Annotated in this window: 19 protein-coding genes; 2 read left to right on the top strand and 17 right to left on the bottom strand. The window is 58.8% G+C overall.

The annotated features are described in order from the left end of the window. From K6U75_00680 to cyoE, 14 genes are all read right to left on the bottom strand, one after another. On the bottom strand, positions 1–672 hold the full coding sequence (locus K6U75_00680) for a cytochrome c oxidase subunit 3 family protein (protein MCL6473555.1): 672 nt from the start codon (positions 670–672) through the stop codon (positions 1–3). Beyond that, positions 620–2,290, bottom strand: coding sequence for a cytochrome c oxidase subunit I (ctaD, locus tag K6U75_00685; protein MCL6473556.1), 1,671 nt, complete (start codon positions 2,288–2,290; stop codon positions 620–622). Before ctaD ends, K6U75_00680 begins: the two co-directional genes overlap by 53 nt. Continuing rightward, positions 2,287–3,297, bottom strand: a complete 1,011-nt coding sequence (coxB, locus tag K6U75_00690) for a cytochrome c oxidase subunit II (protein ID MCL6473557.1) — start codon at positions 3,295–3,297, stop codon at positions 2,287–2,289. The genes ctaD and coxB overlap by 4 nt, the downstream gene beginning before the upstream one ends. Beyond that, positions 3,294–4,136: an SCO family protein gene (locus tag K6U75_00695; GenBank protein MCL6473558.1), complete on the bottom strand. Its 843-nt coding sequence runs from the start codon at positions 4,134–4,136 to the stop codon at positions 3,294–3,296. The genes coxB and K6U75_00695 overlap by 4 nt, the downstream gene beginning before the upstream one ends. After that, complete coding sequence (locus K6U75_00700) at positions 4,133–4,555, bottom strand: hypothetical protein (GenBank protein MCL6473559.1); 423 nt, start codon at positions 4,553–4,555, stop codon at positions 4,133–4,135. The genes K6U75_00695 and K6U75_00700 overlap by 4 nt, the downstream gene beginning before the upstream one ends. After that, positions 4,527–5,723, bottom strand: a complete 1,197-nt coding sequence (locus K6U75_00705; GenBank protein MCL6473560.1) for a hypothetical protein — start codon at positions 5,721–5,723, stop codon at positions 4,527–4,529. Before K6U75_00705 ends, K6U75_00700 begins: the two co-directional genes overlap by 29 nt. After that, positions 5,720–6,292 (bottom strand): cytochrome c, encoded by a 573-nt coding sequence (locus tag K6U75_00710; GenBank protein ID MCL6473561.1) that lies wholly within the window; start codon positions 6,290–6,292, stop codon positions 5,720–5,722. Before K6U75_00710 ends, K6U75_00705 begins: the two co-directional genes overlap by 4 nt. A 66-nt stretch (positions 6,293–6,358) precedes the next feature. Continuing rightward, on the bottom strand, positions 6,359–6,892 hold the full coding sequence (locus K6U75_00715) for a DUF3341 domain-containing protein (protein ID MCL6473562.1): 534 nt from the start codon (positions 6,890–6,892) through the stop codon (positions 6,359–6,361). Further along, positions 6,889–8,304: a polysulfide reductase NrfD gene (gene nrfD / locus K6U75_00720; protein ID MCL6473563.1), complete on the bottom strand. Its 1,416-nt coding sequence runs from the start codon at positions 8,302–8,304 to the stop codon at positions 6,889–6,891. Before nrfD ends, K6U75_00715 begins: the two co-directional genes overlap by 4 nt. 3 nt (positions 8,305–8,307) lie before the next feature. After that, positions 8,308–11,388 (bottom strand): TAT-variant-translocated molybdopterin oxidoreductase, encoded by a 3,081-nt coding sequence (locus K6U75_00725; GenBank protein ID MCL6473564.1) that lies wholly within the window; start codon positions 11,386–11,388, stop codon positions 8,308–8,310. A gap of 19 nt (positions 11,389–11,407) precedes the next feature. After that, positions 11,408–12,064 (bottom strand): cytochrome c family protein, encoded by a 657-nt coding sequence (locus tag K6U75_00730; GenBank protein ID MCL6473565.1) that lies wholly within the window; start codon positions 12,062–12,064, stop codon positions 11,408–11,410. Between the two features lie 207 nt (positions 12,065–12,271). Further along, positions 12,272–12,706: a DUF420 domain-containing protein gene (locus tag K6U75_00735; protein ID MCL6473566.1), complete on the bottom strand. Its 435-nt coding sequence runs from the start codon at positions 12,704–12,706 to the stop codon at positions 12,272–12,274. Beyond that, positions 12,703–13,344, bottom strand: coding sequence for an SCO family protein (locus tag K6U75_00740; protein MCL6473567.1), 642 nt, complete (start codon positions 13,342–13,344; stop codon positions 12,703–12,705). Before K6U75_00740 ends, K6U75_00735 begins: the two co-directional genes overlap by 4 nt. Positions 13,345–13,357: 13 nt before the next feature. Then, a complete protein-coding gene (gene cyoE / locus K6U75_00745; GenBank protein ID MCL6473568.1) occupies positions 13,358–14,266 on the bottom strand; it encodes a heme o synthase in 909 nt (302 codons plus the stop codon). Between the two features lie 257 nt (positions 14,267–14,523). On the opposite strand from cyoE, the gene K6U75_00750 reads away from it, so the two are divergent. Further along, entirely contained in the window at positions 14,524–14,763 is a 240-nt protein-coding gene (locus tag K6U75_00750; protein MCL6473569.1) for a BON domain-containing protein, read from the top strand. 42 nt (positions 14,764–14,805) lie between these two features. Here K6U75_00750 and K6U75_00755 read toward each other — a convergent pair whose 3' ends face one another. Beyond that, positions 14,806–15,516, bottom strand: coding sequence for a carbohydrate-binding family 9-like protein (locus K6U75_00755; GenBank protein MCL6473570.1), 711 nt, complete (start codon positions 15,514–15,516; stop codon positions 14,806–14,808). A 155-nt stretch (positions 15,517–15,671) separates the two neighbouring features. On the opposite strand from K6U75_00755, the gene K6U75_00760 reads away from it, so the two are divergent. Continuing rightward, positions 15,672–15,893, top strand: a complete 222-nt coding sequence (locus tag K6U75_00760) for a heavy-metal-associated domain-containing protein (protein MCL6473571.1) — start codon at positions 15,672–15,674, stop codon at positions 15,891–15,893. Positions 15,894–15,984: 91 nt separating this feature from the next. Here K6U75_00760 and K6U75_00765 read toward each other — a convergent pair whose 3' ends face one another. Both K6U75_00765 and K6U75_00770 read right to left on the bottom strand, forming a co-directional pair. Next, a complete protein-coding gene (locus K6U75_00765; GenBank protein ID MCL6473572.1) occupies positions 15,985–17,640 on the bottom strand; it encodes a right-handed parallel beta-helix repeat-containing protein in 1,656 nt (551 codons plus the stop codon). Positions 17,641–17,667: 27 nt separating this feature from the next. Then, positions 17,668–18,696 (bottom strand): hypothetical protein, encoded by a 1,029-nt coding sequence (locus K6U75_00770; GenBank protein ID MCL6473573.1) that lies wholly within the window; start codon positions 18,694–18,696, stop codon positions 17,668–17,670. Positions 18,697–18,713 lie beyond the last annotated feature (17 nt).

The raw sequence follows: 18,713 nt of genomic DNA on the forward strand, positions 1-18,713 counted from the left end.
TCACCTCGGAATCAGATACAGTAGCGGGAACAGGAATATCCAGACGATGTCCACGAAGTGCCAGTATAGCCCCACCATCTCCACCGGCACAAAGTCCTGTACGCTGGGATGGCGGATGGCGATAAGCACCGCCATGATTGCCATGACCAGTACGCCAATGGCTACGTGCAGCGCGTGCAAACCCGTCATGGCAAAGTAAAGGCTGAAGAAGAGCTGCGCCACCCGCAAGTGTTCCACCGGTTCAAAGCGGAAGTTCGGTCCTGGGATGAGCCCCTCCACGTATTTGTGGTGATACTCGAAGCCTTTCACCACCAAAAAGGTACACGCCAGCGCCATGGTTACCAGCAGAAACAGTAGTTGCTTGCGGGCATCTCCTCGCTGAGCGAAGTGAACCGTGAGCGCCATCGTCAGGCTGCTGGTCAGCAGAACCAGCGTGTTGAAAAAGCCCAGCGGGATGTCCAGCTTCAGGTGGGCGAGGTAAAACACGTCGTGATTCGCCACACGGTACACCAGATAGATGGCAAACACCGCACCGAAGAACATAATTTCGGTGACCAGGAAAGTCCACATCCCGACGATGTAGGACTCGGTCTGCTGTTCCGGTGTATCGAACTGGATGCTAAGCGTCTGTCTGCCTTGTTCCTGCACCAATGGCTGTCTCCTCCTGAACATGATGATTATCATAGGCGTATGGCTCTTCGGTCACAACAGGCGTCTGCTCGAAGTTGTGCGTAATGGGAGGCGAAGCGGTTTGCCACTCCAGACCGGTAGCGCCCCACGGATTGGGCCCGGCGATAGCGCCGTTGCGCAGCGACCACAGCAGGTAAAAGAGCGGTATGGCGTAACCTAGCGCCAGCAGGACGACGCCCGACGTGGACATCACATGAAGGAACTGCCACTCTTCGGGATACCAGTGGTAGCGCCGCGGCATACCGAGGTAGCCAAGCACGAACTGCGGGAAGAAGGTCAGGTTGAACCCCGCGAAGATAATCAGCGCAGCCAGCTTGGCGATGCCTTCAGGATACATCCTTCCCGTCATCTTGGGCCACCAGAAGTGCAGTCCTCCCAGGTAGCCGAATATCGCACCGCCGACCATGATGTAGTGGAAGTGCGCCACCACAAAGTAGGTATCTTGCAGGTGCACATCGGTAGCGAGGGAAGCGAGGAAAACCCCCGTCAGTCCACCAATCACGAACAGACCGATGAACCCCATGGCGTACAGCATGGGCGCGCGCAGCTCGATGTGACCCTTATACATGGTGGCCGTCCAGTTGAAAACCTTCACCGCAGACGGTACAGCGACAAGGAAGCTGAGCAGCGAGAAGACCATGCCCGCGTATACCGACTGGATGGTGGTAAACATATGGTGTCCCCACACGAGGAACCCCACCACAGCGATGGCCACGCTGGAGAAGGCAACGAAGTGATAGCCGAACACCCGCTTGCGCGAGAAGCACGAGATCAGCTCGCTAATGACGCCCATCGCGGGCAGTATCATGATGTACACCGCCGGGTGCGAGTAGAACCAGAACAGGTGCTGGAACAGGATGGGGTCGCCGCCCAGCGCAGGGTCGAAGATGCCCAGTTTGAACACCCGCTCTACGGCTACCAGCAGCAGCGTGATCGCCACGACGGGCGTTCCCAGCACGATAATCACACTGGTAGCGTAGTGCGCCCAGATGAACAGCGGCAAGCGGAACCACGTCAGTCCAGGCGCACGCATCTTGTGGATGGTGACGATGAAGTTAATCCCCGTGGCGATCGACGAGAAGCCCGTAATGAACAGCGCGACCAGCGTCAGTGTCACATGCGAGGTGCTGAAGGTGCTGCTGTACGGTGGATAGAACGTCCAGCCGGTATCCACTCCACCCGTCACCATCGCCCACAGACCGATAAATCCGCCTATCATGTAGATGTACCAGCTGGCGAGGTTCAGACGGGGGAAGGCAAGGTCGCGCGCCCCAATCATCAGCGGTACCAGGAAGTTGCCCAGCACCGCAGGGATGGACGGGATGAGGAAGAAGAATATCATCACCACACCGTGCATGGTGAAGACACGGTTGTAGTTTTCGGAGGTCATCAGGTCGCCCTGTGGAGTGAGCAGCTCCAGCCGGATAAGCGCCGCTAGCAGACCACCGATAAAGAAGAAGAAGGTGATCGACACCAGATACAGTATGGCAATGCGCTTGTGGTCGGTGGTCAACAACCACGAAAGCACAGTGTTGTCTGCGTTGAGATAGTTTCTTCCGCCAACTTCCATCTCGCGCGGTTGGGTAATCGTCATACTCATGGCTTCACCTCCGCTACCTGCTTCTCGGGCTTCTCCAGTGATTTAATATATGCCACCAGCTGGAGTACCCGTTCCTCACTGAGCAGTCCCTCATAACTGGGCATAATCGGCTCGTATCCGTCCACCACTTTTGCCGTTGGCCGGACTATCGACTCCCGGATGTACGCCTCGTCGGCAACAACGGTGGTGCCGTCGCGCAATTTTACTTTCTTGCCGAACAGCCCGTAGTGGGTGGGACCGCGCGGGTCGTCTTTCAGCCCATGACAGGCGTTACAGCGCAGCTGGTTGTACAGTTTTTCACCCGCCTGCACCAGTGAAGCGGTGGCTACACCAGCCGTGGTACCCGCCCCACTGGCGGCTTCGCCGACGCGCATCTCTCCGCCACTCGCCAGCCAGCGTTCGTACTCCGCTGGTTCCAGCACATACACCGTGCCGACCATGCGCGAATGCTGGGTACCGCAGTACTCTGCACAGAACAGATGATACTTGCCCGGCTTGGTAGGAGTGAACCACACCGTGCTATACGTGCCCGGCAACACGTCACGCTTGATACGGAACGCCGGCACATAGAAGCTGTGAATCACGTCCTGAGAAATCATCGTGAGTTTCACCGGGCGCCCTGCCGGGATGTGCAGCTGATTGTTCTCCCGGATACCGTTCGGATGCTGCATGTGCCACATCCACTGTTTGCCGATAACGAATATCTCCAGTGCGTTCTCGGGCGGTGGACCGTATACCTCGCCGTAAAGCTTCGATGCCCAGACGAAGGTGAACAATCCGAGGCTCAGCGGTATCAACGACCAGACAATCTCGAGACGCAGGTCGGTGTCCTTCGCTCCGGCGCGGCTCGCGTTGGAGCCTTTGCGGTACTTCAGGGCAAAGAAGACCACCAGAGCCGCAATCAAAAGAGTGAAGAACACCGTCACCGTTGTTAGAAACAGGAACAGCAGGTCCACGCGCTGGGCGAACTCGCTGGCGCGTTCCGGCAGCAACTGGATGCCACTCATGCCTGCGACACCCCCTTTCTGGTGCGAGCCGTCCGCTCGCGGTAGAACATCGTGCCGATGAAGCCGCCCAGTATAAGCAGGGTAAGCAGACCTCCCAGCTGAATCAGGCGCACCACCAGAAGACTATACTTACCCGTCGTGGGGTCGTACTGGTAACAGAACAGGATGACCTTCTCTACCAGCGATCCCACTTTCCCCTGCGACGCATCTATGATGCCCAATCGCAAGTCGCGAGGCGAGTACTCGATGCCGTAGAAGTAACGCGAAATCTTGCCCGAAGGAGTTAACAGCATGATGCCCGCCGCGTGCGCATACTGCTTCGTCTTCGGGTCGTAGACATATCGGAAGCCGACGGCATCCGCCAGCGCACGGATGTTTTTCTCGTCGCCCGTCAGCCAGTGCCAGCCCGCCGCCGCGTCCTGACGTCCATACTCCTTCAGGAAGTTTGCCTTCTTGGCTGCTGCCAGCTCCGGGGTTTCGGTGGGACTGATGCTCACGGTGACAATCTCGAACTGCTCGCCCGGTGTGTAGTTAATCACACGCAGGCTCTTCAGTAACCCCTGCAGCACCAGTCCACACAGCGACGGGCATTCGTAATACACCAGCGTCAGCAGTACCGGCTTCTTGCCGAAGTACTGCCGGAGGGTGACCGTCTGCCCGCTTTCATCCCGAAACGTCAGATCGAGTGGAACCTGCTCGTTCAGCTTCTGCTCGATGCTGACGTCGCGCGTCAGGCTCACGTTCGTATCCTTTTCGGGTTCGCGTGGCTGCCAGAACTGCGCACTGGCAACGCTACCCAAAACCAGCCATATCGCTACCACACAGGCTATTGTTCTCATCGTTGCTTCTCCTGAGTTGCCGGCGCAGGCGGCCATTGGGGCAAGCCGCGTTGCGCCACCATCTCCATCGCCCGCTCTACCGGAACGCGCACGATACCCCGCCGCTCATCCACCCAGCCGTACGTGGAGACTTTCCGCTGCTCCTCCGCGCGGAACCTCTGCATATCCACCGCAGGGTTCGCCTGAAGCACCGGGGCAGGGGGTAGTCTTCGCTGAACCTCCTCCGCCGTCTCGCGGCGCGCGCGTGCGCCTTCCGGAGTTAACAGCGGATAGACGAAGAACAGCACCACCATGGTCAGCACGGTAAAAGCGATGATGCCCACGATGAACAGCATCGCAAAGCGAAAGCCCACATCCTGTTTCTCGTAACCACCGCCGTGTCCGTTCTTCTTAGGCAACGGTTGATGCGCTGCGCTCATACAGCCATGCCTCCTGTAAACGCGAGTCGTGGCGAGGTAGCAGTGGTGCAGCACAGACCTGCTGTGCGAACCACGCCAGCCACACTCCACCAATGCCTACCAGTAACGTCACATCCAGCCAGTGCACACTGAGGGTTTCTCTTCCAAACGCCGGAACGATAATCCAGAACAGGTCCACCACACGCATCACCAGGATGAAGAGCATCACCCGCAACAACAGGTTCGCGTATCGCTTCACGCGGCTGGAAAGCAAGATGAGAAACGGCAGGAAAAACTGCAGCACCACCAGCGCACCGCTCAGGTACTGCCAGCCGCCCTGATTGCGCTTGATGTAGTACGCAATCTCGTCTGGCAGGTTTGCCGACCAGATGATGAGGTATTGCGAGATAGACGTGTACGCCCACAGGATAACGAACGCGAAGGTCAGGTTGCCCAGGTCGCGTGTCAGTTTGGGGTTGACGACGTCCGCGAAGGGTTTGTGCCGCGCCGCCAGCAGAAGCACCGTCGTACTAAACGCCAGCGCGCTCAGCCCCTGCCCCACGATGAACCATGCCCCATAGATGCTGGAGTACCACTTCGGCTCCAGCGACATCACCCAGTCTATCATGGCGAAGCTGACGGTTAGCACGAAAAGCACCAGACCGGGCGCGCTGAGATTCATGCGCTTCTGCGCAAGCGCTGGGTCTTCTGTCTCGTCCTGCTTGAGGGACAGTTGCCTGAGTATCCGCGCCAGCAGGATCCATACCGCGAAGTAGACCGCCGTCCGCGCCAGAAAGAACGGTACATTGAGGTAGCCCGATTTGTGCTGGATATATTTATCCGATTGCACCACTTCCGGGTTCGCCCAGGGATAGAGGTCAGGGATGCCCGCCACTATCGGTATGAACAGCAGTAGCATCAGCGGGAGAGCCGCCGTACCTGCCTCGAAGAAGCGCAGCACCGGTAGCCCCCACGAACCTCGCACCGTGTGGTGTAGCAAAGTCAAACCGAAAAGCCCCAGCGTCAGGCACATCCATACCATATACGCGAAGAAATAGGACTGGAAGAACTGCGTTCTACCAGCCAGGGCAAAGCCAGCTGCGCTTGCGAGCAAGGCGATGATGCCCACCATCAGTGCCCTTTGGCGCAATGCAGTGAACCGTGCGATGGTCTCCTGAACAGGGTTCATGGTGACTTCTCCATCCCGTGAGTGCTTTGTTCTTCTTCCTGAAGCCGACGCAGGTCTTCCGGAGTCAGTTCGTTTAGCCGCGTATACTGGCTCTGCTGCAGAACGCGGATGTATGCCGCAATAGCCCAACGGTCTTCCGGGGCGATGCGCGAAGCATAACTGTACATCACCCCATAACCGTTAGTGATCACGTCGTAGAAGTAACCCACCGGCATCCCCCGCAGGCGGTCGGTGTGGTATGAGGCGGGTTGTCGGCGTAGGGCAAGTCCCCGTTGTGCGATCATGCCCTGTCCATCGCCCGACTTGCCGTGGCACGGTGCGCAGAAGACGTTGTACTGCTGCTGCCCACGCTTGAGAAGTTCGGGTGTGACGGGCATCGGCATTTGCGAGACGGGCCGATTGTTCTGCTTGCCGGTGTAGAATACCTCATCCTGCCGCAGGTTGCCCACCGCGACCGTGTTCGCCACCGGTGTACGGTCGGTCTTGCCATCCGGGAAAAAGCGGTTTTCCGATTGTGCCTTCAGCTTGGGCTGGTGCCACATGTCGGTGTGACAGCCTGCCAGCGTCATCAACAGGAAAGCACCAGCGGTTACCGCCGCCATTTGCCGCAGTCTGCAGATAGCCCTGCTCATTGCTTACTCTTCCACCTCCGAAACCATGCGCGCTCCAGTGGCTTCCAGAAAATGGCGCGTGTTTGCGCGGTCAAACAGCGGGTCCGAAGCCTCGATACACAGGAAGAATCTGTCCTGAGAGGCTCGCTCGAAGCGCGGCGCATTGAACACTGGGTGATACGGTTGCGGCAGGCCGTTAAACGCCAGCATCCCAATAAAGGCTCCAAACGCCGCAAACAGCACGGTCGTTTCGAAGGTCACCGGGATAAAGGCGGGCCAGCTCAGGAAGGGTCTTCCCCCCACGTTCAGCGGATAGTCTACTACCGAAATATAGTATTGTAGCGCAAAACCCGCTATCGCGCCGATGAGGCCTGCGAAGAAGGTCGTCCAGGGCACTTTGTGGTCCTCAAAGCCGATGGCTTCGGATAGACCGTGTACCGGGAAGGGCGAGTAGGCGTCCATGCGGGTGTAGCCCGCTTCTCTTGCCCGCTTCGCCGCACGTAGCAGTTCTTCGGGTGTCTCATATTCCGCGATAATGCCGTGCAGGGGAACGCTCATGACCTCACCTCCGTGGTGGCAACGGGTGTCGCCGGAGCACCTGCGGGTGCTTGCCGATGCCTGTCGGTCTGATGCAACAGGTCGCGCATCTCAAAGATAGAAATCATCGGCACGAAACGCACGAACAGGAACATCATGAAGGTAAAGAAGCCGATGGTTCCTGCGAACAGCGCCACATCCCAGATGGTGGGATAGTACATGCCCCACGAGGATGGCAGGAAGTCGCGGTGCAGGCTGGTGACCACGATGACGAACCGCTCCAGCCACATGCCCACGTTGACTATCAGCGAGATGACGAACAGCAAGGCTACGTTCTGTCGCACCTTCGGTGACCATAGCGCCTGCGGTATCAGACCGTTGCACACCAGCAGCGCCCAGAAGTACGGAGCATAGGGACCGAAGAAACGGTTCGCGACGAGGAACGTCTCTGCGCTGTGACCACTGTACAGCGCGGTGAATATCTCCATGATGTAGCCGTAGAAAACAATCAGTCCCGTAGCGAGCATAATCTTCGCCATCCAGTCCAGGTGCTTCATGGTCAGAACGTCCTGCATCTTGTACCAGGCGCGGATGGGTATGACCAGCGTCAGCACCATTGCGAAGCCCGAGTAGATGGCTCCCGCCACGAAGTATGGTGGGAAAATGGTGGTGTGCCAGCCGGGTAGCAGCGACACCGCGAAGTCAAGGCTCACGATGCTGTGCACCGATACCACCAGAGGCGTGGAAAGCCCCGCCAGCAGCAGATACGCCGATTCATACCGATGCCAGTGCTTGGCGGAGTTGCGCCAACCCATCGCCAGCACGCCGTAAATAATCTGGGCGATTCGCTTCTTGGCGCGGTCGCGCAGGGTGGCGAAGTCAGGGATGAGCCCCGTGAACCAGAACAGCAACGAGACCGTGAAGTAGGTGGTCACCGCGAAGACGTCCCAGATGAGCGGGCTGCGGAACTGCGGCCATGCTCCCGTCCAGTTGGGGATGGGCAGCAGCCAGTAAGCCACCCACGGACGTCCGACGTGCAACAGCGGGAACATGCCGGCGCACATGACCGCGAAGATGGTCATCGCTTCCGCAAAGCGGTTGATGGACGTTCGCCACTGCTGGCGCAGGAGCAAGAGAATGGCTGAAATCAGCGTGCCCGCGTGACCGATACCAATCCACCAGACAAAGTTGATGATAGCAAAACCCCACCCGACGGGCTGGTTGATACCCCAGATGCCCACACCGCGCAGCAGCAGCCACGCGATGGAGGTGATGAGCATGAACACGCCTGCCGCCGCGATGGCAGTGACGACGTACCACGCGAGGGGATGCCGATAACCCATCGCCACAGAGGCAATCTTGTGGGTGATGCTCTCGTAAGTATGCTTCCCCTCAATCAGCGCACCGGTCTCTCGCTGTGCCACCTCTTGCATCCTTTAATCTCCTTCCAGCTCTGGATTGGGATTGCGTACGGTCGCCAAATAGGTGGTGCGCGGCCGTACGTTCAGCTCTTCGAGCAGTCCGTAGTGGTGTGGTTGCGCCTTTGCCTGAGCCACCAGACTGCGTTCATCACTCATATCGCCAAAGATGATGGCATGCGTCGGGCAGGCTGCCTGGCAGGCGGTAACCACCTCGCCGTCCTGCACTTCACGCCCGAGCTTCTTCGCTTCGATTCGCGCCGCGTTGATGCGTTGCACGCAATAGGTGCATTTCTCCATCACGCCTCGCCCGCGAACGGTCACGTCGGGATTGTTCAGCAGTTGCAGCACCGGCTCTTTCGGGTCGTTGTACTTCAGGAAGTTGAATCGTCGCACCTTATAAGGACAGTTATTGGAACAGTAGCGCGTGCCGACGCACCGATTGTACACCATCTGGTTCAAACCTTCATGGCTATGCACTGTCGCTCCTACCGGACAGACGGGCTCGCAGGGTGCTTTCTCGCAGTGCATACAGGGCACGGGCTGGTGGTAGGTGCGCGGGTTATCCAGTCCACCCTCGTAATATCGGTCGACGCGCAACCAGTGCATTTCCCGTCCGATAGCCACCTGCTGTTTGCCCACGATGGGGATGTTGTTCTCCGCCTGACAGGCGACCACGCAGGCGTTGCAGCCGATGCACAGGCTGGTGTCGATGACCATTGCCCATTTGTGCCCATCCCACTGGTGCTCGGGGTAGAGAGAGGGCAGCTCGCCTGCGCCGTGCTTGGGAACGAAGTGGTCGGGGTCGCGCAGGAACTGCTGGAGTGTGCCCGCGTGGATCAGGTCGCGCCCCTCCATGCTGTGGTGCTGCTGGGTACTGGCGAGCGAGTAGCGTTCGCCCGTCTTTGCCAGCGTCACCCCTCCGACCGTCCACAGGGAATCCGAGTATCGCAGGGCATAAGCGTTGTATCCTAAGTCTGTGCCCACCTTGCCCGCTCGCTGTCGCCCGTAGCCCAGAAACACCGTGATGCAATCGTCGGGTTGGCCGGGCATAATCCAGATGGGCGCACGCACCTTCGCGCCGCGATAACGTATCTCTACCATGTCCACCATGTTGGCGAGTCCGCCAGTGTCCATGCTGAGACCCAGTCGCTGTGCGGTGGCCGGGCTGATGTATACCGCGTTATCCCACGTGAGCAAGCTCAGCGGTTTCGGCAGCTCCTGCAGCCAGCCGTTATTGGCGAAACGACCGTCCCAGATGTTTGGGTCGGGCAGGATGGTCATCTCCAACCCTTCTGGCACTGGGGATATCTTCTGCACCGCCTCCAGCACCGACGTCAGGCGTGGTTTTACCATCTTGACGGGCAGGGTAGAGCCAGCCACCACGCCGTCATGCAGCCATTTCCGCCATGACTTATCAAAGGTGGTATGGCCCGAACGCCCCTGCCAGTAAGAGCGCACAATGTCGTAGCCAGAGCGCTGTCGCCCCAGCATCGCATCGACGATTTCGTAGCTCGAGCGGGACGGGTAGAGCGGTTCAATCAGCGGCTGGATGATGGACACGGTTCCATCGTACGCCCGGGCATCGCCCCACGTCTCCAGATAATGCGATTCGGGCAGGTGCCATTCGCAAAGGGCGGAAGTCTCGTCCTCGTACATGCTGAGGTGAACCGTGAACGCGCCTCGCTGCGTGGTCTCTTTCAGCAGGCGTGCGAACTCGAGGTCGGCAGGTGCGTTGTAGGCGGGATTGCCACCGAGAATCACCAGCGCTTCCACCGTTCCCGATGCCATCTCCTGCGCCAATCGGCGGATTTCTTCGGTTTGCGACACCGGTTTGACCTCAACAGGCGCGGTGTATACGACCGTCTGCCCAATGTTACCCAGCGCATCGTTCATGGCGTGGACCAGAGCGTGTACTGCGGGAGGTTGGCTCTCCCCAACCAGCACCAGACATCGCCCCCGATGAGCCTGCAGGTCTCGCGCCACCACATCCACCCACCGCTGCACCTCGGCAGGCAGTGAAGGGGCAGAGACAGGCAACCCCACCGCCTTTGCCAGAGCCTGTGCGAACGCCGATACCTGCGACGGACGCAGAGGCAACCGATGGTCGGCAACGGAACCCGTCACGGTTGGGGTGCTTTCCACCACGTAGAGGCGGTTCATACTGCGGGTATCGCGACTTACCCTGCGGCGTGTGGAGTAATCATGCGCATAGCGCACGCTGGCGCCATCGCCGTGCAGGAAGTTCGCATCCAGCGACAGTATCACATCGGCGCGGTCTATGCGGTAGATTGCCTGCATCGGTTCACCGAAGGCAATGCGCGTCCCCTCCAGCGAGTGGTCGCGATTGACGGGTTCGTACTGATACCACCTCGCTTGTGGGTACTTGCGCAGCAGTTCCTCCAGCAGAGCCGCCAGGGTTGGCGAGGTCACCGTTTCCGTGAGGATACGCAAGCCTGCGCCACGCGCCGCCGCCTGCTTCGCCATCGCTGCCGCAAGTGCCGTGTTAAAGTCCTGCCACGACGCGACGCGGTTCTGCTGGACGGGACTTTGCGAGCGGTCAGGGTCATACAGGGTCAGGATGGATGCCTGCGTGAAGGCGTCGGTCGCACCGAGATGCTCTGGCGTTCCGTCGGGGTGAATGCGGGCAGGTTGATTCAGCGGCCGCACGCCCTGTCTGCCTGGGCTGGCGGGGTGTCGGGCATTGCCCTCGATTTTGGTGGGGCGTCCCTCGTGGCTTTCCACCAGTATCCCTCGCGCAAAGCCTCCCAGCGTGAACGCGGAAGCGTAATATAGAGGCTTGCCCAGAATAACCTCTTCGGGCTGCTGAACCTGGGGAACGATTTTTCGCTGTGGCAACGGGCGACAGGAGGTTAACCCTGCCAGTGCCAGCGATGCGCCCATCAGTTTCAGGAACTGACGGCGGTGCAGGAACGCCCCCAGCGGCGAGGACTGCAGAGGAAACTCCTTCTCCAGTATCTGACGGAACTCCTCGCTGTCGGCTACCTCTTCGAGGCTTCGCCAGTAGTTGCGCCCGCGTGCCCCTGCCAGACGCTCCCGTATCTCGTCCAGATTCAGCGATTGATGCTTTCTCTTCATCCTTGCTGTGACCCCATGTTTAGCGGTGGCAGATCGCGCAGTCGGTGAGCTGCTCTTTGCGAATACCGTATTCCTTGACCAGCTTTTCGCCTAACTCCAGCTGGTTCTTGGGCTGTTTGTACTCGTAATTGTAGACCTCTTCCTTCGGGCGGATGTACTTTTCGGGTTGACGATGACAGTCCAGACACCATGCCATGCTTAACGGTTGCGCCTTGTAGGTGATGTTCATCTCATGGACGGGTCCATGGCACGTGTCGCAGCCGATGCCTTTCTGCACGTGGATACTGTGGTTAAAGTACACAAAGTCGGGCAGGTCGTACACCTTGTTCCACTTCACCGGCGTGCCGTTCAGGTAGCTCTGCCGTATCGGTTCCAGCAGGGGACTGTTTGTCCACACCTGGGAATGGCAACTCATGCAGGTGTGCGTGGGAGGCACGCTGGCTACCGCCGACTTTTCCACCGTGCTGTGGCAGTAGCGACAGTCGATGCCTAACTCCTTCACGTGGTGTTTGTGACTGAACGGGACAGGCTGGTCTACCGGCGCACCGACCTGTGTAACGTATGGTGACCTGCTGAGATTAGACCCAATGAGCACCGAAGATACCAGTAACGCTGCGCCGGTCACGATGCTCAATCTTGCCAGTGTGTTACTGCTACGATGAAAGACCTGTGGCATCCTAGCCTCCGTCCTGGTTTGTGCTTTTTATCACAACCTGAAATGCATGTACTACCGCCGAATTGCTTAAAAAGGCTATCTACATAGCAATACTATGTCCACATATCAGTTATCGTCCCTAATTATACATGACGAACATCGGCTTTTTCAATAGAAACAGGCTCGAAATTCGCAAAAAAATCGCGCCCAATTTCAAGATAATCCGCCTCATGCCCGTTGCGCATACTCCGGGAATAACACATAAAGAATGAAATAGATGATGACCCCCGTTGCTGAAACATACATCCACAGGGGCAGAGTCCACCGCGCGATGCGTCTGTGCCTTTCAAATTGTGCCTTCAAGGCGCGCCAGAAGGTCACCAGCACCAGCGGCACAATCACCGCTGCCAGAACGGTGTGAGTGGTCAATATCACCAGGTAGAATGTTCGCAGGGCTGGTGGCGCCGCGAAGCGTGTGGTGCCCGCATATGCATGGTAAACCAGGTAGCTTACCAGAAACAGCACGGATGCCATCAGCGCGGCTATCATACTCGCGCGGTGTTTGGCGACTTCACCCCGTCCGATGTATACCCTGCCTGCGACCAGGCACACGAAGCTGGTGAAATTGAGCACGGCGTTCACGGTGGGAAGCCATTCGATCACTGCAGACCCTCTTCGCGCAGCAAACGGTGTATATCCTCTATCAACCGTTGCACCTGCTCCATATCCAGACCACTGTAATAGCCTCGAATGCGCCCCGCGCTGTCTACCAGCACCAGCTTCTCGCTATGCACGAAGTCGTGTCGTGTGCCCTGAATCTCTTCAGGCACGTCCTCCGCCGCCAGCTTGAAGCCCTGACGTGCCAGCCGATAGATGGCTTTCTTTTCACCTGTCACGAACATCCACTGACCGGGCACGGCTCCCTTCCGTTGCGCGTAAGCGCGAAGCACCTCCGGGGTGTCATGCTCGGGATCCACGGTGAACGACACCAGACGAACATGGGGACTGCCTGCGAAAGCTTTCTGAACTTCGACCATGTTCTCCTGCATGACGGGGCAGATACTTCGGCAGGTGGTGAAGAAGAAGTTGGTTACCCACACTTTGCCATACAGGTCTTCCAGTCGGATGGGCTGACCTGTATGTGCAGTGAGCGAGAAGGCGGGTACCTGTCCGAACCCAGGCAGGGCGCTGGATGCCGTGTTCTGGCGTTTCGAGTGCACGTAAGCCACCGCCAGCAGCAGGATAGATGTGACCAGTAATCCCCAACTGGCAACACGGATAGCCCAGCGAGTAGCGATCACCTCTCGTCCCTCCTCAGTAAGCCAGTATCAACAGCAGTAACCACAGGGGCAGATACCCCAGTGAAGTGAACATCACTTTCATCGCCCGTTTGCCATCAGGTTGGCGCATGAAAGATTGCGCGGAACGAGTGAGCCACGTCCCCAGAAGCAGCGCGCCTGCGGTGTAGAACCCCGAACGCCACCCCGTCAGGAACGGGATCAGACTGACAGCCAGCAACGCGAGCGAGAGAAGCCACATCATCCTGCCCACCACAAAACCCTCGTCGTCGTTGAATGGTACTAAGTGGAAGCCTGCCTCGTGGTATTCGTGCCGGTACTTCCACGCGATCGCCCAGAAGTGCGGAAACTGCCACAGGAACTGTACAGTGAACAGCAGAACCGCCTGCCAGCTAAGGGACCCTGAGGCGGCAGCCCATCCCGCCGCTGGTGGTATAGCGCCCGCTACCGCACCCACGACCGTACACCACGCGCTGACGCGTTTCAGGGGAGTGTAGGCAAGTACGTACACCAGCAAAGCAAAAGCACCCAACAAGGCGGTCAGTGGATTCACTGTCAACCACAACACGACGATGCCCACTGCGCCCCACACCGTACTGACAATGGCCGCCTCTTTGGGGGATATCTTCCCGCTCGGAATAGGGCGGGTAGCCGTGCGGCGCATTCGGGCGTCGTGGCGCCACTCCAGCACCTGATTCCATCCGTTCGCCGACGCTATCACCAGCCACACACCTGCCGCGAAAGCCACAAGCACCGAAAACGGGAACACCGCTTGAGGAAGCCACATCGACGCCAGCGCGGACAGCCACACCAGCAGAGCCAGTCGGGGTTTGCTCAACTGCCAGTAAGCACATAGACGGGCGATGAGCACCGATGAAACGGACGTCGTCCATGAGTTGGGTGTTGCTACAAGTATGGACTTCACCAAAACCGCTCCTTGATGCGAGTTTCTAGTTTGAGAAATATTTATCAATCCTAATTATACTGATGTCATGGAGGCGAGTCAAGACTCACGGGGCTGTTCGAAAAAGATACCAACAGGAAAGTACTGTCCTGCACGCACAGGGTGAAACTTTTGCCCCGACTTTTCCGTCAAACTAAATGGATGAGCAATTATCGTTGATACCGCTCACTATGCTGTGAGCACGTCTTCCCACCCTCAGGGGAAAGGAGGTGAAGGAAATGCCTCTGGAAGACGTCGCCATGCGTCGAGAGCTGATGCACGAGGTCGCCAAGCGCCCGATTGACTACTCGTTGCTGGATATTCACGTGGTGCATGGCGTGGTGTATCTGCGCGGCATCGTACGCAAACTGCGCGGCTATGATGCAGACCCAGCGCAGGAGATAGAGACCCTTTGCCGCATCTTCCGCCAGAAGCCCGGCATCCGCCAGGTGGTCAACGAGGTCACCATCCGGCATTAGATACGCCCTGCGCAGGTCGCCGCTACCGCCCGAGAGTGGAACCTACTCGCGGGAAGGGAGGGGGACTGGTTTGTCTCTGAACACCAGATACCCGAACCGATGCGGGCGATGAAACGATACGTTTTCCCCCAGCACCGGTGACCAGCAGGTGTATTCTGTCTCCTTCCCGCTCATCTCGATGCGGTAGTGATTCACGCGCCATGTGTCTCCATCGGCAGGCGGTAATCTGGGGGCATCGCGGAAGACAGAGAAGGGGATCGATACCTCGCACTGCCAGCCGGGCACCTCGATGCCGTCGATGACCGTTTTGCCTGTTTTCACCGCCCACTTCATGCCTTTGGCATCCCACTCGATGAACATGTGGAACTTGCCCTCATCCAGCCACACCGCCACGAGGTCCACACACGCCCCCAGCGCGTTCCACTCAAACTCACAATAGTCCCGCAGGTCCTGACCGCCATCCGCAAAAAACTCCACCACCTCTTCCAGCCACAGTGGGTCATCCCGCTTACGCATCCTGCTGCGGAAGCTGTCATCCTCTACCCAGTAAGCGAGGTACAGGTTCTTCGTATCCCATGCCATCTTCACGCGCGTTTCGCGTTCTGGTGCCGAGCCGTCTTTCCACACCGTCAACCGCATGGCAGGCGCGTGTTTCCACGTGCGCTCGTCCAGAGCACCGTCCACGCGAATGCGGTCCGTCGTGCGAAAACATTCGTAAGTCGGTAAGGGCATCTGTTCCGATGTATGTTGCATGGCCGTCTCCCAGTCAACCAGTTTAAGCAGGTTCATCTTACATGAGGAGACCGGGGGAGTCAAGAGACAGGGGGCGAATTTCTCTGCCACGTCACGGTATAATGGGGTAACGTGAGACGCTTTCGGTCAAACCTTTTCTGGCAGGAGAAAGGAACATGCACGTACGCCTGAATGCGCCCGACATCGCTTGCAAAAGCTGCGTCAACGCCATCACGAACGCCCTGATGAAGGTGGACGGAGTACAACAGGTGAGTGTGGACATCGCCACCAAAACGGTGGAAGTGCAGTTTGAGGAGAACCGGGTTACGATGGATGCCATCCTGCACCGGCTGGATGCGGCGGGCTTTCCGGCGCAGGTCATCGGCTCCGCAAATTAGGGCAGCACCGTTTTCGCATTTGAACGGGAAGTCAAGCAAGCACCACCGCCGTATGGCGGTGGTGAGTATCATCTATTCATACGGGACGATGCTAATCGTGAGCGGGAAGTATCTCGATATCGTCCAGAGAGAACACGGCGCTTTCGGTAGCATCGCTCACAAAGCCGACCCAGGTGAGTACCCCGAAGCCATCATCGGAGGGCAGGTCATCCCACTGGTGTTGCGTGCCGTCGGGGAGACGCACCTTCATTCCCCAGCGTGCGCCAGTGGGTTTGCCCATTTGCGCCCATACCTCGAACTGCACCCACTGACCAAGGGGCAGGCTCACGCGCTCGCCGCCACGAACCTGTAGCGAGCCGTCTGCCACGCGGAAGGTGGGTCCCACGCGGTAGGGGGTCTGCCTCCAGTCGCGCCATTCGTGATACATCACCGTCTCCGCCTCTATCCGCAGGGCGAAGCGAGCGCGGCTGACACCCTGCCGATGATTCGGCTGGTAGGCGAAGTGCGGATTGAACGCATGTTGCAATCCGGGGGCGTCTACCACCTTCAGGCAGCGACCCCTACTGAAAGCCGTCTCGTCTGTCACCGAGATGCTGTCGCCCTTGCCTTCGGTAATGACCTGTGCCATCATCGGCGGAGAACCGACGGGTGTCTTTTCGAAACCGTCTTCCACGCGCATCGGCGGCGGTTCAGGAGCGAACTGCACCGGCGGATACCGTCGGGAGCGGGCGAGCGACACCCATCGCGAGTCGCCGTAGACACCTGCTCTGGTGTAGTCAAAGGGTTTGAAGCCGATTCGCAAGGCTGGCGAGCCCGGACGGAGGCGAAAATCGTGACGCTCTGGGTTGACAAACAGCGGGTCGGCGATGAGGCTTCCCTCGTCTTTCCCCAGTGCGCGCCATTGCTCCCACGAAAGGTCTTCGAAGGTAACCGGTTGTCCACCCGCTTTGAAGTACAGGTTTTGCCGCAGCACCACGTTGGCATCTTTCCACGAGCCGGTGAACAGGGGACCCTCCTTCCAGTACACGATGTTGCGCTCGAAGGTGAAGGAGAGGTGCGGCTCCACACGCGACCGCTGCAGCTGCCCGTCCATGCTGAAGGCGAGGATGTTGTTCCGGATGATGTTCTCCCTGCCGTAGTGCTGGTGGTAGGTGCCCGTTTTCACGTTATACACGAGGTTGTTTTCCATCACGATGTGCGTGCTGCCCTCATCGTTGTACAGCCCCCAGCCGCCGCGTCCGTAGCGGTCATACGAATAGACGTCGTGTATCACGTTGTTGCTGACGGTGGTGCCATCGGAGATACCCAGCGTGTACACGCCGCCCATATCGCTCAGCACGCCCCAGCCGAGATGGTGGATGCGGTTGAACTCGGTCCTGTTGCGCTGGGCACGGCTTTCCCCATAGCCCCACGTCCAGCCAACGGAGACGCCCGTATAGAAAAAGTCGCCGATGTCGTTGTGCGTGATTTCATTGTCTCCGCTCTGTCCTATCCAGATGCCTACCGCACCCATGTGGATGCGTCCGCCTCCCTGAATGATGCAGTTATGCACGGTAATGCGTGCGGTCTCCTGACCGGCAGAGGGGATGCTTCCCTCTCCGATGCGCACGCCGCCTGCTCCCATGTCATGCAGGTGGCAACGCTCCACGCGACAATCGGTGCACGCGCGGCGGAACCACACCGCGTAGGTGCCGATGTGCCCAATTTCACAGTCCTGCAGGGTTACATGCCGCGCCCCGTCCGCCATCACAACGGCAGGAATGTTGAACGCCGCCTACCAGTCGCCGTGCCCTTGCGGAGGCAGCACATACTGCGCATGGCGGAAAGTCAGTCCTTTGAAGGCGATATGCTCCACCCACTTGCCTTCCTCCGGCTTACCTTCGATGCGAATGAAGGAGTCAGTCACCGGAGCGTACACCTGCGCACGCCCCATGTCCTCTCCGGGCAGCGGCTTGTAGTACAGGGTACCATCGCGGCTCAAGAACCACTCGCCCGGCTCGTCTAGCGCGGCGAGGAGGCTCTCCAGATGGTAGCGCTGGTTCGGCGCCCATTCCAGAAACCGCCAGGTGTGTCCACCGGTGGTAATTACTGCGCCCGTTTCGGCGTCGACAGAGGCAACACGGTGGCGCGAAATCTCCCACGAGTGGTACACCACCACCGTCACATCGCGCAGCTGCTCCGGTGAGAGCGAAAGCAGAGGCGCAATGTCCTCCTTTCGGGCGATGAACGCGCGGTTGCTGAGATACGCTTTTTGTCCCGTCAACGGATCGATACCTTCGTCGATGCGGGAAAGCATGTAATAGTAAAAGCGATTGGGCGAGCGGGCGCGGATGGCACGCCTGCCGTTTACCCACAGCTGCTCGAAGTACCACTTGCCTGCCCGCACTTCGGGGATGACAGTTGTCCAGATGCCGTTTGCGCCTTTGCGGAAGCCGGTCATGCGTTTGCCGCCATCAAACACGGGTCTGGCGTTGGGCATCGCTTCGTAAATAATGGGCGCGTCTGCGGTGCCGCTGTCCTCTGGGGTAAAGACGACCGGCTCGGTTATCCGGTAGGTTCCACCGGCAAACAGTACATGAACGGGCACACGCAATCTCTGCGTTACCTTCAGCCGGCGCACTGCATTTCGTGCTCCCTGCAGCGTGGCGAGCGGTCCGTCCGTACGCGAGGCGTTGGGACGCGGAAGCCTGCCCGACCAGCGGTCGTTGCCATTGGGCGCGACGTAAAGACGTATTGGCGGCTGTGCGGAAACGGCAACCGCCAGCATCAAAACGGCCAGCAATATTCCGACGCCTTCTCTCATGTGTGTCTACACCTCTC

Source organism: Bacillota bacterium, from assembly GCA_023511455.1.
In the GTDB taxonomy this organism is placed as follows: domain Bacteria; phylum Armatimonadota; class HRBIN16; order HRBIN16; family HRBIN16; genus HRBIN16.